The sequence below is a fragment of the Saccharopolyspora spinosa NRRL 18395 genome (assembly GCF_000194155.1).
Classification (GTDB): Bacteria; Actinomycetota; Actinomycetes; order Mycobacteriales; family Pseudonocardiaceae; genus Saccharopolyspora; species Saccharopolyspora spinosa.
Map to the genome: position 1 here is coordinate 328818 of NZ_GL877879.1, position 13064 is coordinate 341881.

15 protein-coding genes and 1 pseudogene are annotated in these 13064 nt (G+C 65.9%); 3 read left to right on the forward strand and 13 right to left on the reverse strand.

The annotated features are described in order from the left end of the window. Positions 1 to 53: 53 nt before the first annotated feature. From SSPN_RS0120620 to SSPN_RS0120630, 3 genes are read right to left on the reverse strand one after another with little or no spacing between them, the layout of a single operon-like run. Positions 54 to 431, reverse strand: a complete 378-nt coding sequence (locus tag SSPN_RS0120620) for a helix-turn-helix domain-containing protein (RefSeq protein WP_010307999.1) — start codon at positions 429 to 431, stop codon at positions 54 to 56. Beyond that, complete coding sequence (locus SSPN_RS0120625; RefSeq protein ID WP_010308002.1) at positions 431 to 829, reverse strand: hypothetical protein; 399 nt, start codon at positions 827 to 829, stop codon at positions 431 to 433. The genes SSPN_RS0120620 and SSPN_RS0120625 overlap by 1 nt, the downstream gene beginning before the upstream one ends. A gap of 1 nt (position 830) precedes the next feature. Beyond that, positions 831 to 1097, reverse strand: a complete 267-nt coding sequence (locus tag SSPN_RS0120630) for a helix-turn-helix domain-containing protein (RefSeq protein ID WP_010308006.1) — start codon at positions 1095 to 1097, stop codon at positions 831 to 833. A 187-nt stretch (positions 1098 to 1284) separates the two neighbouring features. Here SSPN_RS0120630 and SSPN_RS0120635 point away from each other — a divergent pair, with 187 nt between their 5' ends. Further along, on the forward strand, positions 1285 to 2043 hold the full coding sequence (locus tag SSPN_RS0120635; RefSeq protein ID WP_010308010.1) for a GntR family transcriptional regulator: 759 nt from the start codon (positions 1285 to 1287) through the stop codon (positions 2041 to 2043). Continuing rightward, on the forward strand, positions 2040 to 2582 hold the full coding sequence (locus SSPN_RS55095) for a GNAT family N-acetyltransferase (protein ID WP_143539452.1): 543 nt from the start codon (positions 2040 to 2042) through the stop codon (positions 2580 to 2582). Before SSPN_RS0120635 ends, SSPN_RS55095 begins: the two co-directional genes overlap by 4 nt. 1577 nt (positions 2583 to 4159) lie before the next feature. Here the strand turns inward: SSPN_RS55095 and SSPN_RS55100 are convergent. From SSPN_RS55100 to SSPN_RS0120675, 9 genes and pseudogenes are all read right to left on the reverse strand, one after another. Further along, positions 4160 to 4450 carry a hypothetical protein gene (locus tag SSPN_RS55100; RefSeq protein ID WP_143539453.1) on the reverse strand — a complete coding sequence of 97 codons (291 nt, stop codon included), beginning with the start codon at positions 4448 to 4450 and terminating at the stop codon, positions 4160 to 4162. 289 nt (positions 4451 to 4739) lie between these two features. Beyond that, entirely contained in the window at positions 4740 to 5564 is an 825-nt protein-coding gene (locus SSPN_RS0120645; protein WP_029535146.1) for an HARBI1 family protein, read from the reverse strand. Positions 5565 to 5727: 163 nt separating this feature from the next. Beyond that, positions 5728 to 6069, reverse strand: coding sequence for a hypothetical protein (locus SSPN_RS0120650; RefSeq protein ID WP_010308021.1), 342 nt, complete (start codon positions 6067 to 6069; stop codon positions 5728 to 5730). 18 nt (positions 6070 to 6087) lie between these two features. After that, a complete protein-coding gene (locus SSPN_RS55105) occupies positions 6088 to 6465 on the reverse strand; it encodes a hypothetical protein (protein WP_143539454.1) in 378 nt (125 codons plus the stop codon). A gap of 415 nt (positions 6466 to 6880) precedes the next feature. Next, a pseudogene (locus SSPN_RS44775) lies at positions 6881 to 8220 on the reverse strand (IS1380 family transposase). 130 nt (positions 8221 to 8350) lie between these two features. Continuing rightward, positions 8351 to 8692: a hypothetical protein gene (locus SSPN_RS0120660; RefSeq protein ID WP_143539455.1), complete on the reverse strand. Its 342-nt coding sequence runs from the start codon at positions 8690 to 8692 to the stop codon at positions 8351 to 8353. Between the two features lie 308 nt (positions 8693 to 9000). Next, the gene (locus SSPN_RS58495) at positions 9001 to 9435 is read right to left on the reverse strand and encodes an FAD-binding oxidoreductase (RefSeq protein WP_202798882.1); all 435 of its coding nucleotides are present in this window, start codon (positions 9433 to 9435) and stop codon (positions 9001 to 9003) included. Continuing rightward, positions 9432 to 10373 carry an NAD(P)/FAD-dependent oxidoreductase gene (locus tag SSPN_RS44785; RefSeq protein WP_010308038.1) on the reverse strand — a complete coding sequence of 314 codons (942 nt, stop codon included), beginning with the start codon at positions 10371 to 10373 and terminating at the stop codon, positions 9432 to 9434. The genes SSPN_RS58495 and SSPN_RS44785 overlap by 4 nt, the downstream gene beginning before the upstream one ends. A gap of 22 nt (positions 10374 to 10395) precedes the next feature. Next, positions 10396 to 11322 carry a zinc-binding dehydrogenase gene (locus SSPN_RS0120675; protein ID WP_010308042.1) on the reverse strand — a complete coding sequence of 309 codons (927 nt, stop codon included), beginning with the start codon at positions 11320 to 11322 and terminating at the stop codon, positions 10396 to 10398. Between the two features lie 90 nt (positions 11323 to 11412). Here SSPN_RS0120675 and SSPN_RS0120680 point away from each other — a divergent pair, with 90 nt between their 5' ends. Then, positions 11413 to 12060 (forward strand): TetR/AcrR family transcriptional regulator, encoded by a 648-nt coding sequence (locus SSPN_RS0120680; protein ID WP_010308047.1) that lies wholly within the window; start codon positions 11413 to 11415, stop codon positions 12058 to 12060. A 90-nt stretch (positions 12061 to 12150) separates the two neighbouring features. Here SSPN_RS0120680 and SSPN_RS0120685 read toward each other — a convergent pair whose 3' ends face one another. Further along, complete coding sequence (locus SSPN_RS0120685) at positions 12151 to 13008, reverse strand: helix-turn-helix transcriptional regulator (RefSeq protein WP_010308050.1); 858 nt, start codon at positions 13006 to 13008, stop codon at positions 12151 to 12153. Between the last annotated feature and the right edge of the window lie 56 nt (positions 13009 to 13064).

The following is a 13064-nucleotide window of genomic DNA, read 5'->3' on the forward strand; positions in this document are numbered from 1 at the left end:
GACCGGCGCGGCGTACAGCAGCGTTGTCGCCCCGTGCAGGCTCAACGTGGTCATCACGCCACCCCGTCCCGGTCGAAGCTCACGCCGAGCTGGCCGCCGATGACCGGGTCGCGAGGGCTGGGCCCCCTGTTCGGGTGCACACCGCGCCGGATCTCCTCCCACGTCACAATCGGGAAGTTCCGCGACCACACCTCGGCCAGGCCCAGCGCTTCCGGCGTGGTGCCGTAGACCGTGGCCAGCAGGTCCCGGTAGGTCTGCGAGACCGTGAGCTTGCCCTGTTCCCACCCGCAGATCAGGCCCTTGAGCGTGCCCAAAGCACCCAACCGGATGCCCCGCGCCTCCGCCGCCCTGATCACGTGGCTGGCCAGCTCGCCCTGAGTCCACCCGAGCATCTGCCGGACCTGCCGCAGCTTCGTCACCTTGGCGGCCATCACCGGCTCACCTTCGCCCGCGACCGCTTCCGCTGGGCCGGGGCCGACACCGGGGAGAAGATCTCCGCGACCCGCGCCCGGATGGCCTGCGCCAACTCGTATTCCTCGGTGCCGGGCTCCAGCTCGGCCATTTCCAGCCTGTTCGACTCGATGTTCTCCGCCGAGTCGTTGAACAGCGTGTCGAACAGCACCTCCCGGGCCCACGCCTCGTCGTCGAGGTCCGACAGCAGCCCGCCACCGTTCATGACCAGGTAGTACACCGCCGCGATGTCCTCATCCTCCATCGGTACCGTCAGCGTGAGCTGCATGGCGGGCGGGGTGTCGTTGAACTCCCGGTGAGCTGCGGTGAACTCGGTGACCTGCCCGTTGGCCATGCCGTAAGCCTTGTTCTGCGCCATCTCAGGCCACCTCCCCAACCTGCGCGTCGTCGGCAGCCTCAGCGGCCAGCTCGTCCCCGGTCACGAACGCCTCGTACGCGGCCTCCGCGCACTTCTCCTTGTAGACACTCAGGGCCGAACCCTCGATGCGGATCGTGCCCTTGCCCGTGCCCAGCTTCAGCGCGGCCAGGTCGCCGGACTCGATCGCCCGGTAGATCGTGTTCACCGAAACGTCAAACATCTCGGCTACTGCCTTCACCCGGTACATCCCGCTATCCTCGAACTGCATCTTTCGGTCCCATCCTTGAGATGTCCCGCCCCGTTCCGGTGTGCCAGCACCGGGCGGGGCCTTCTTGTGTCTCCAAGCACCTGACTTGCCTGTAGTGCCTGTTGTACCTGTCATATCAGGTGAGCTCGAATGTAATGACGGGTATGCTCGGTGTCAAGGAGTCCGGCCGGATCACTCGGAGGGACCAATGTCAAGCGGTACGTTGCACAGTCGCATTAGCGATGACCTGCGGAAACGGATCATCGAGGGGAAGTTGACTCCCGGGCAAAAGCTGCCTTCCGAAGCTGAACTTGGCCGCGAGTATGATGTGAGCCGCATCACAGTTCGGCAGGCGCTTCGAACCCTTGAGCAGGAGGGGCTAGTCGCTGCCAGGGCCGGTCTCGGTCGGATCGTTCGCGCTCGACGTAACATGGTGTACCGGCCTCAGCAGGAGAAAGAGCCGCGTATCTCGTCCACGATGGACCGGTTCATGGCTGGGCTGGTCCAGGACGGTCGGAAGCCTTCGCAAAGTATCGAAATTGCGGTTGAGCAAGCGAAGGGTATTGTTGCCGAACGATTCGGTGTCCCGGAGGGAACGCCGGTCGTGGCCAGAAAACGTGTCCGGTGGATCGATGACGAGCCGTACAACATTAACGACACGTTTTATCTGCACTCTGTAGCCAAGGACACCGCCGTCATGGAACCTGCCGACCTTCCGCAGGGCTCAAATTCGGTTATCGAAAACATCCTCGGCCGCGAAGTCAAGGCAATTGATGAATTCTACGTTCGTATGCCGACGCCTGAGGAAACGAGTCGCCTAGACCTTAGTGCCGGTACGCCCGTCGCCGTCCATTACGTGACCGGCTATACGGCTGACGACAAAGTGGTTCGTGTCGAGTACTTCGTGTTGCCGGGAGATCGACATGTGATCCTCTTCCAGCGTGATCACCACATGGTGGAGCCATGATCGAAGCCGTGTACCTGCGTCGGGCAGAGGTACCCGACATCGATATGATCGCTGCGATGTGGACGCGCTCATCACAGTGGTTGGCTAAACATGGATTCGACCAATGGCAATATCCGGTCAAGATGCACAACATTACACGCACAGTTAAGGCCGGAAGTGTCTGGATCGCAGACGTGGATGGCGGCCGTCCAGCCGGAATGCTTACCGTCGATACGGACGCTGAACCGCGTTATTGGAAGCTCGACAATCCAGCCGATGCTCTGTACGCACATCGCATGGTCACCGAAAGATGGGCAAGCGGTTTCGAGCTTGGCAGCGCATTGCTCGATTGGGCTGGACGGCGAGCGGCGGCAGATGGCCGCTCATGGTTGCGACTTGATGCATGGCGCTCGAATACCTCGCTCCATCATTACTACTTGGCACGTGGATTCGAATTGGTTCGGATCGTTGCTGATGATCCAGCGGACCCTTCCGGTGCCTGCTTCCAACGGGGGGCAAAAGTCCAGTCAGAGCTTGGCCCCAAGGTGATCGAGCAGTAACCGGGACAGCGCCCGAAGAGGCTGGAACATTGGGGGATGGACGGGCGGCCGGGACCACCTCTATGCCCTAGCCCGCTGCTCACGGCCCCCGGATCGGTGTATAGCGGCCCATCTAGGCCTAGGGACTGGGCCCGAGGTGCGCTCAGCAGCCTGTAGGACGTAGATCGGCCAGTGAACCGACTCGGAGCTACCGCGTGAGCTCCGAGTCTCAGCGAGGCTCTCAAGAGGCTCTGAGATCGCGGTAGACGCCACGAACTCGCCGGGGCTATGTCGCTGGACCCCCCAGCACGAACCCGAGCTCTCAGCCGTCGAGATGATCGGCTCGGCTCAGTTTCCGTCTCAGTCCGCACCCGTGCCAACCATCCCCCAATGTTCCAGCAATGACGCTGACCAGCGCAAAGGTACGACTAGGCACCCGTGTGGACCGACTACCGAAGATCTCGTAATGCGTAGGTCAAGGGTTCGATTCCCTTAGGCGGCTCCGCAGCGGTCAACCCGCTGACCTGCGGCGGGAGAAGAGATCGATGATCTCGGCTCCCGCCGCAGTGTCGTTTTCGGGGGTGCAAACGGGTTGCAGCGTTCGCGGCAAACTCGTCGGCGACGTCCTGCTCGGAGGAGGTTGGCTGGGCGTTCTGCGGCTCGCCGAAGGCAGCGCGGACGGCGTCCCACTGGGCGTCGGCAAGGTGGGCTTACTGCTCGGTGGTTTGCACAGAGGCATCCCCCGGAAGCTTCGACAGCACCTCGTGCACCCACCCACGACGCGTAGGTGTGCCGGAGATCGTGCGATGTGACGCCTGTCAGGCTGGTGGTAGTGACGGCCCGCTTGAAGACGTCCCGCTGAAAGTTGCCGTAGTGGAGCACGCCGCCCCTGCTGTTGGGGATTACAAGCCCTAACGAGGGTGACGACTTGGCCGAACGCCAGCACATCGCCGACCGCGCCGTACAGCAGGGACTCGGCGCGGCAGGCATCCAGGACGGCCGAAATCTAAGCCTGCTCGCACGGTTCCCCGACGGAACCGAATCGACCGGCACCGTGCGGGCCTGCAGCGCCTGCATGCAGTCGCCCCCGACGACGTCGACGGCAACGTGCGCCCGATCCTCGTCACCCTGACGGCCTTTGCCGCGTGAGTCTGCCGCGAACGCAACCGCACAGGCGAGCCGCCAGAATCGTGGCCATCACGGACAGCGACGATCACCAGCGAAGCCGGATACCTGCGCGGCCGGATCGACTGGTGCACCCGACAGGTATGGGTTGACGAACTCGCCGCGGACCTCCGCGACCTCCATACCCAAGTCCGGCGCCTGGCCCGGGACATCCCACCGCAGCCGGTCGCCCCGTGCCCGAGCTGTGACGGCCCGCTGTTCCCGATCGGCGGCACCGACACCGTCGTGGTCCGCTGCGGTGCCTGCCGGGCCACACTCTGCGGCTTCGACCCACTGCGTCTCGGAGCGGCACTTGCGTAGCACGGCGCCGCACTGATGGTCAGTCTCCAGAAGCACCGCGCTAAACGGGTGTGATGGCGTCCCGTCTGATTGCCGGAGACCACCACACCCGCGATCACTCATCAGACCAGAGGTCACTCACAGAGAACTACGCCTTGAATCGACGGCTCGCCGTAGTTCCAGTCATTATCCTGATCAACGAATCTGAAGGGATCCACGCGCACACACGCCGTGTCGGGCGCATAGGCAATGTCTAGGCGCACGGTGTACGGCGCCACACAGCCGTTGTGGATGCGGAAGGTCGTGTAGAGAGGTGGAATCTTTTTGACCACGCGCCACGTCATACAGCCAGGAGCGGGCGGCGAAGCGACATCAACGTCGTCGCCTTCTGCGGTCGCTGCCCCAGGAACCCCCAGCAACATCATCGCAACCGCGGTCGCACCTACCAGTGTTCTTCTCAATTTTCATGCCCCCTGAATTGACGTGGGTCAGCGCTAGCCAGGTAGCCATATCTCGCACCGACTCGTTGGAGCTGCTCAAACAACGACACCGGGAAGTAATGACCCCAATTGGACATATACCCGGCAGGGTCGGTTTCTTCCTTCCGGAGGAGCTGAAGCTCGCGCGTGACGTTGACGACGAACTGAGAGAACGGAACTCTTGCTTCGACGACACAGTGAGCCTTTCCGGGTAACGGTTGGTCGCTGTGGGTGATCATGTTGTGCGGTCGTGTTCGGTGTGAAGGATGACGAGGGCGGCTTTGACGATGGTGCCGATTTTCCGGGGGCACAGGCTTATGTTGCGGAGTGCTTTGAAGGTCGTTTTGAGCACGGAGTTTCCGCGTTCCCCGATGGCTCGTTTGCCGTTGTGGGTCTTGTTGTGGGCTTTCTGGTCGTCGGTGAGTTCGCCGCCTTTCGGTTTCTTGAAGGCGACGGTGATGGTGCCGGATTCGCCTTCGTAGCCTAAATCGCCCAGGACGGGCAGGTCATCGCTGGTCCAGGCGGTGAGGGCGGGCATGATTTCGGGGTGGGCGCGGAGCGCGGTGGTGTCGTGCTCGCGGCCCGGGCGCACCTGGGAGGTCCATAGCGGCCAGCCGTCGGGGGCGGTGATGACCTGGATGTTGCCTCCGTGGTTGGAGTGTTTTCCCGACCACCACAGGTCCACGCCACGAGTGGGGCCGGGTGTACGGACCCGATCGGTTTCGATCAGGGTGCCATCGATGGAGATGTGGCCGTGGCCTGCGATTTTCGCTGCCAGCAGTGCTGATTCCAGTGCTGGAGCCTGGGCGGCGAGCACTGCGAATCCCTCATGGAGATAGGTGTATGCGGTGGAGGAGCTGATCGTGTGATCGACGGCCAGCTGTTTCACGCGAGTGCCGTCGAGAAACCAGCGCAGCACCAGGATCGCCTGCTTGTATGTGCTCAGCGATCTCCGGTGCTTGCGGGTGCCGCACCGCAGGCGTTGGGTGTGCAGCAAGCTCGACAGGTACAGCACGGTCAGGTCGCGTACCGGCAACGTCGCGGTGTATGTCACACTCATCAGGCGCGGAACTCCTATGAAGTTGATCTGTGGTAGGACCAAATTCATACCCGGGGTTCCGCGCTTTAACTTTGCATCACAACAACTTCGGCGTGTCACCGCCACACGCACCAGCCGCAGCCACGACGACTACCCAGAGCCACAGATGCTTACCCGGAAAGGGTCAGTCCGCTCGACGCGGTGTCCACATGGTCGTTGGCTGGAGCCATTCCCAGCTGGCAAGGCGATGCACGGCGACCGCGAGCGTACCCTGCCAATCCAGCGCGAAGTCCAGGAACACACTTCTATCGCTTGGGCCTTCAGTGGCCCACAACACGCAGCCGACATCAGCCCCGTGCGCGAGTGCAAGCACCACCTCCGCAAGGTTGTTCAGAGAACTCCGCGTAGCGGACGTACTGAAGGTGAACTCCCCAGCGTCCGTCACTGCAAGCATGACGCCGCCGCGCTCGCCTGACAGGCGAACCTCGAACGTCTCCGACACCGCGCGCTGCTGATCTTCACTCATGGGCTGTAAAGATCTCGCTCATCGAGCGCCAGCGCAACGTTGCCACTCGTTCCCCGACGCCACGCCCAGGTTGTAGAAGGTGATCCGTTCGCCGTTAGCGCTTTCATACACGAACTCTGCGGCGTCGCCCCGGCCGGGACCGAACTGCCAGCGCCAGACTGAAAGACTAGGATTCGTGCCGGGACGATCGTACCCGCCAAATTGCATAGTGTCCGACAGGCAGTTCTGGAAAGCATCGGCGGTCTGTTCCGTAATTTCGTGATCAAGGTCCACATGGACCACGCCCTTGGTGGGGTCACCGCACCGCATCTTCAGGGTTTGCCCTGAAGGGGAGCCGGACTCGGCGACGATGGAACTTGGGAGGGCAGATCCATAAAAACACGCCCAGGCGCGCACAGCTTTTATATCGACGTCGGCCGAACTCTGCGCCGCAGCGGCGTTAGCCGAAGCTGGAACCGCCCCAGCAGGAAACCAGCAGCTGCGCAGACAACAGTGCCAGCACGTTGTAGTGATGTCATGGGGTCCACGCTAACCAGATGAGGACCGCGCACCTGCAAAACCCGCTTCAATCACTCGAAAAGAGCACGATGCAAACCATCATCGTGATCTTCCTCTTATTTTCTTAGAATTCATACATTAGCCCGGATCTTTCGCGCGGTGGGTGGGTTGGCCTGTGCGGGCGTGGGTCGGGTTTTTGATCGTGGTTTCTGGTCGTTGGGTGTGGTCGGTGGCCCGTTCAGCGGGTGGCTGCTGGGTTCCACGGGCCCGGTGGGGTTTCCTTTCTTTGGTCGTAGGGTCGGGTCGGTGCTGGTCAGCCGGGTTGCAGGCGGGCCAGCGCGGCGATGATCAGCTCGGTGTAGGGCCAGTGGGCTGCGAATCGGAGGCGGGTTTGCCGGGCGTGGCGGGCCAGTCGGGCTGCGGCGGAAAGCAGCCGTAGGCGTAGGCGTTTGGGTTCCCAGCGGCGAGCTTGGTGGTCGTGCAGGGCGAGGGTCTGCATCCAGGTGGTGAGTTCTGTTGCCAGGCAGGCGATTTCGATCCAGATGCGGTTGGCGTCGAAGCCGTGCAGGGGCAGGTTGCGCAGCCCGGTGTCTTTCGCGGCGCGGATGCGGTCCTCGCAGCGGGCGCGGCGGCGGTGCCGTAGCTCCAGATCTGGCAGCTGGCCGCGAGACGTGTTGGTGGCGAACGCGGTCAGGCGGAGCCCGTCGCGGTCGGTGAATCGCAGCTGCGCGCCGGGATGGGGGCGTTCCTTCCGGACGATCACGCGCATGCCGGGCGGCCGGTCGGTGAGGTCGATCAGCCCGGTCAGCTCCGCCACCCACGCCCCATCACGGACGTCACCATCGCTGTTGTAAGCGGGTGTCCACGCCTGAGCGGGGATGAGATCGACTGCGGTAGCGGTGGTTTCGGTGAGTGTGTAGCCGACCGAGTACTGCAGCCGCCGGTTTTCGCAGTAGCGCAGGAATTCGTGGGTCCCACCGGCGGAATCGCAACGGATGAGCCCTTTCCGCCCGACCCGGTAACCCGGCTGCCACGGTAACTGGGCCAGCGCGTCGGCCAGGACCTGTTTGGGGTCGGCGGCGGTGTTACTGCCGGCACGACCCGGTCGCAGCATGATCGCCAGCGGCTCGCCCGTACCGGTGGGGCCGTGGTCGGCCCAAGCGCCGAGCGGGTGGTGACCGAAGGTCTTCTTGAACGTCGGCGCGGCGTGTTGTTTGTCCGAATGCGCGGCCACCAGGGTGGCATCCAGATCGATGACCAATGGACTATCGGCGTCGATGCCGTGACCGGGCGCGTTGCCACACGGATGGCCGCCACCGCCTTTCCCGCATCACCGGCCAGCTCGGTGATCAGCCGGGACACGGTCGGATCCGAGGCCACAGAACCGAACACGCCCGACTCGGCCCGCACCAGTGCGATATCGGCCAGGCAGTCAGGGCCTCCAGCGACCGCGATCGCGAGATCCAGCACGATCTTGCCTGGATCATGTACCGCGAGAGGTTTCCTCCACGGCGATAACGCTTCGGACAATCCGCTGGTCACGCTCACTGTTTCGGCTGTGCGTAACAGCAGTACCGCCCCGGCCTGCGACACGACACCCGAACCCGACCCGTCCACGGCCAGCCGCGGGTACGGCGAACTACACTGACCCACCTGAATGGTGCTCCTGAATCTGCGACCGATACGACCTTCAGCAAGCCGTATTATCGCAGTTCAGAGCACCATTCTCCGTTCACGGCACACCGCCGATCCCACACCGCCATGAAAGCCCCGGGTTAGCGCTTCAGTTGAGCAGCCGAAGAAATCTCGCCACATGGCCCGCCCTCCGACCGTGCGCTACCGCGACGGCGGCGCCCTGGTCGACCGCTTGACGCTGGCGCGGCTGTCCGCCCGCAGCGTGCACACAATCCGGCAGTCCTGCCCCGTCGCCGACCGCGATCGCACCGGGCCTCGGCGAGCTCGGCGGTTCGTGCACGCCGTTCGGCATCGTGGGCGTAGTAGCGCTGGTGGTGACGGTTGCGCTTGCGGTGCTGTTGTCGCCGCTGCCCGCGGAGGAACCGATGCGGTTGGGCGTCGTGCCGCAGTTGCTGCGCAGCGCAGCGGTGCGGACCGGGTTGTTCGTCATCTTTCTGCTGGTGTCCGGGCACGTCGCGGCGTACACCTATGCTGCCCGTCCTGAAACAGGTGTCCCTTGTGGACGCCAGCGTGATCAGCGGTCCTCTTCGCGGTCCCCAAGGTCCGGGAGAAAGCGGCCGCATGGAAGGCCGAACGCCAGATCCCGTTCCCCATTCCCACCAGCCGTCGCGGCACCCCGCACGAGATGATCGGCCTGAGCAGGAAGGTCTTCGGATCGATGCAGCAGTCCGGCAGTGTCCTGATCGACGCCCAGGGCATCATCCGCCACGCTCACGGCGACGCCATGCCCACCAGCAGCTACGACAAGAAGGGAATCACCGAAGCCATCGCATCCCTCAGTGCCTCGGCTTGACCCTGCGTCCGCCGGGAGCAACGAAACGGGCGACGCCGGTCACCGCCCTGCGGAGTACCGCACGGCGGAGGGCACTGCGCGGGCGGTGGGGCCTTCGGGTTGCTGTGGCTGCTCGCAGAACCCACGGCCGTTCGTCTCAGGCTGGAATAGATGTCGCGGTCCAGCCGCAGCGCTCGGGCTTCGAGGTCCGCCGGGTCCTGGCCGGCGAAGCGGTGCGGGCGGAGGCGGTCGAGGTCGGGGAAGCTCGACGGCTTGTCGCACATGAGCTCCACCAGGCCCCGCGCCGCAGCTCCGGCGCTGGTCACCGAGATCGCCACCGCCGACCAGAGCCTGGTGACGTCCGGGAACGCGCCGAGGAGCGGGAGGTTGTCGGGCGTCATCGAGAACACCTCGCTGAGCCGTTCGGAGATGGGGAACCGGTGTGCCTCCGGCAGCAGTTCCATCGCGCGCCCGACGGCGTCGTCGAACAGCTCGCCGGGCCACGATTGTTCCGCGATTCTGCCGAGCTGGTCGAGCGGCACCGGCTGCGGGGTGTGGTCGTAGGTGCGGAGGCCGATGATGCGATCGTCTTGGTCACGCGCGTAGACGTGCTGCTCGGGCCAGCGTACGAACGGCGTCGGCACCGCGGATCCGCCCGCTTCGGGCCGTAGACGTAGGGATGCGTGACGGACGTGAGTGGAATCCGCTGATCCACCAGTGACGCCACCACCGGCCCCCAGATGCCGGAGGACACCACGACGTCGTCCGGCGGGAACGAATCCATCGTCGTCCGCACCGACGCCACGCGGTTGCCGCGGAGCTCGATGCCGACGACCGCGGCGTCGTCGACGAATCGGGCGCGGTTGCGCTTACGCAGCGCTGCGGTGATGATCCCGGCCCTTGCGGTGCCGTCCTGGGTGTAGTGCAGGCCGCGGCTGCAATTCGCCGGGTCGATCAGTTCGGGTGCCAGGGCCACCGTCTCGGCCGTGTCGAGCAGCCCGTGCGGAAGTCCTGCCCGCGCCGCGAGTTCCGCTCGTTCTCCCAGCTTGGCAACGATCTCCGGCGTGCTGGCGACCTCCACGCCGCCGACCCGGTCGAAGCCCCGCACACCGTCCAGTTCGAGGTCGTCGTACAGCTCGGCGCTCGCCCGCGCCAGCTCGGTCGACACCGGAACCTCGTTGAGCGGGCCCACGAAACCGGGCGCGAGCCCGGTCGAACCCTGCAGCCGTCCGGATGCGCCTTGGTCGAGCACCGTCACCGACACGTCCTCGGGCAGCTGCGCCGCGATCGAAGTCCCGACGATCCCGCGCCGACAACCACGATCTTCCTTGCCATGCACGCAAACCTACGGCCCGGCGGCATCAGCCGACGTCGAGGACGGCCTTGCCGTGGAGGGTCCGGCTGAGGAGCGCTTCGATCGCCTCTGGGGCGCGGTCCCAGGCGTCGCGCCAGGACACCTGCGGGTCCAGGTCGCCGGCCGCGACGCGGTCGGCCAACCAGGTCAGGTCCGCGGCCAGGCCGGTGCAGCTGAGCAGGAAGAAGGTGACGATCGACCGGTCGTGCCGTCCCTGGTCGCCGACGAGCGTGCCGAACGGGAAGTTCTCGCCCTCGCCGGTGGCGTGACCGACCGAGACCAGGGTGCCGCCCTCGGCGAGCCGGTCGTAGGCGGCCACCAGCTGCCCGGCCCCGACCATGTCGATCACACCATCCACTGTGGCCGATGCGGACGGCTCCGGGACGACTTCGTGGGCGCCGATCCCGCGCAGGCTGGCCCCGTGCGCGGCGGGATCGCCGGTGGACGCGGTGACGTGCGCACCGCCCATCCGCGCGAGCTGCACGGCAAATCGCCCGACACCGCCGGTGGCGCCGGTGATCAGCACGCGCTTGCCGAGGATCGGACCGAGGCGGTGCAGCGCGCGCAACGCGGTCCCGGCGGCCACCGGGATGGTACTGATCGCGCCGAGGTCAGCGCCCTGCGGGACGGTGCCGATCAGTTCGGTGTCGACGGCTCGGAGTTCGGCCCACGCACCGTTGAGGCCCAGGGTGACGACCGCAGTGCCTTCGGCCGGGCCGGAGCCATCGGCGGCCGCGCGTTCGACGATCCCCGCCGCGTCCCAGCCGAGGACGCTGCCTTCCGAGGCGTTCTCGATGCCGAACCGCACTTCGCCGTAGTTGAGGGAAGTCGCCGTGACCCGCACCAGCGCCTGGTTCGGCGCGGGAACGGGGGCGGGGGCTTGGCCGAGCCGGAGGCCGCCGGGTGCCGAACGGTCGACGAGCAGTGCGCGCATGAATCCTCGCTTGAATTGCGTTCTGGTAACTTATGTTACTAAGTATCATAAGTTTCTGGGTAGTGCTAGTGCTCCGGTACTCTGTCCGCGATGAACGTCCAGCCCCGCTCCGTCTCGCTGCGCGAGCGCAAGAAGCTGCGCACCCGGCAAGCGATGATCGACACTGCCCTGGCGAAGTTCACCGAGCAGGGCTTCGACGCCACCACGGTCGACGCGCTGTGCGGGGCGGTCGAGGTTTCCAAGACCACGTTCTTCCGCTACTTCGGCTGCAAGGAAGACGTGGCACTGGCGCCGACGGAGGACCTCTGGACGGCGTTCCTGGCCGACCTCGAAGCCCGCGAACGGGACGACCGGCCGCTGCTGGAGGTGATCCAGGACGCCGTGCTCGCGGCGCTGGCGCGGATGCCCGAGGAGGGCTGGGCGGAGCGGGTGCTGGTCAGCAGGCGGCTGGCCGCCGCGACGCCGTCGATGGACGCGCACGGCCGGGAGTTCTGTGCCCGGACCACCCGTTCCGCGATCGAGGTCCTGCACCGCCGCTTCGGCCTGCCCGACCAGGCCGACCTGCGCGCCCGCCTGGCGCTGGACCTCCTGGTCGCGGCGTTCCACTGCGCGCTGGAGGCGTGGCTGGCGCGGGACGAATCGCACACCCTCGACGACCTGGTCGAATGCGTCCGGGGAGCCTTCGCGGCGATCCCCGGAGCCCTCACCCTGTCCCCGCGCGACTGGGCGGACTCATGAGCGGCGCTTCCGGGGAGAACCGGACTCGACCCGCCACCTGCGTTGGTGGGCAGCGCTTCCGGTGAGAACCGGAGTGGCCACGCACGACGGTCAGCCGGAGACTGCCCGCAGGCCGCCGGGGTGGCGTCCGTCGAGGCGGTCCAGCGCTGCCGCGGTCGAGTCGTCGGCTGGCAGGTAGACGATCAGGCGCTGGTCGTCGGTGCCCGACACCTCCAGGACCTCGAAACCCAGCCGCAGCTCGCCGACCTCGGGATGCACCCAGCGCTCCACCCCGGTGCGCTCCGGTACGACCTGCTGCGCCTCGAACCGGCTGGTGAACGGGGCTCCGGCGGCGGCGCTCAGTTCCTCGACGAGGCCCGCGGAATGCGGGTCGTCGCAGTGGAAACCGAGCTTGAGGAAGTTGACCTGGGCGTCTGCGATGCGTGCCCACTCGGGGTGCGCGGTGCGGGCGCGGTCGTCGGTGAACACGAAGCGCAACAGGTTGGGCTGCTCGGCGTCCAGGACCCCGACCGGGCCCGCCAATCGCTGGTAGCCGTCCGTGCTGGCGAGGACGTCGCCAATCCGGTTGACCACCAGCGCCGGACTCGGCTCGAGCCGCTGGAGGATCGCCTGCACACCTTCGCGAACCGTCTGCACCGGCGGCTCGGCGACCCGCGGGCACAGCGCGCTCGGCTTGTTCGTGCCCAGGATCAGCCACAACTGCGCTCGCTGCTCGGAGGACAGCCGCAGAGCGTCGACGAGGGCGCCCAGCACCTCGGACGACGGGTGGCGGTCCCGGCCCTGCTCCAGCCGGGTGAGGTATTCGACGCTGATCCCGGCGAGCATCGCCAGCTCCGCGCGCCGCAGCCCGGGCGTGCGCCGTCGCGGTCCGGTGGGCAGCCCCACCTCGGCGGGGGTGATGGCTTCCCGACGGGCACGCAGGAAAGCCCCGAATTCGTTGTCGCGCACGACAGGAACCTACCTGCTCGGGGCGCGCTTGTGGGTGGCCCTGCGAGGACCAGCCT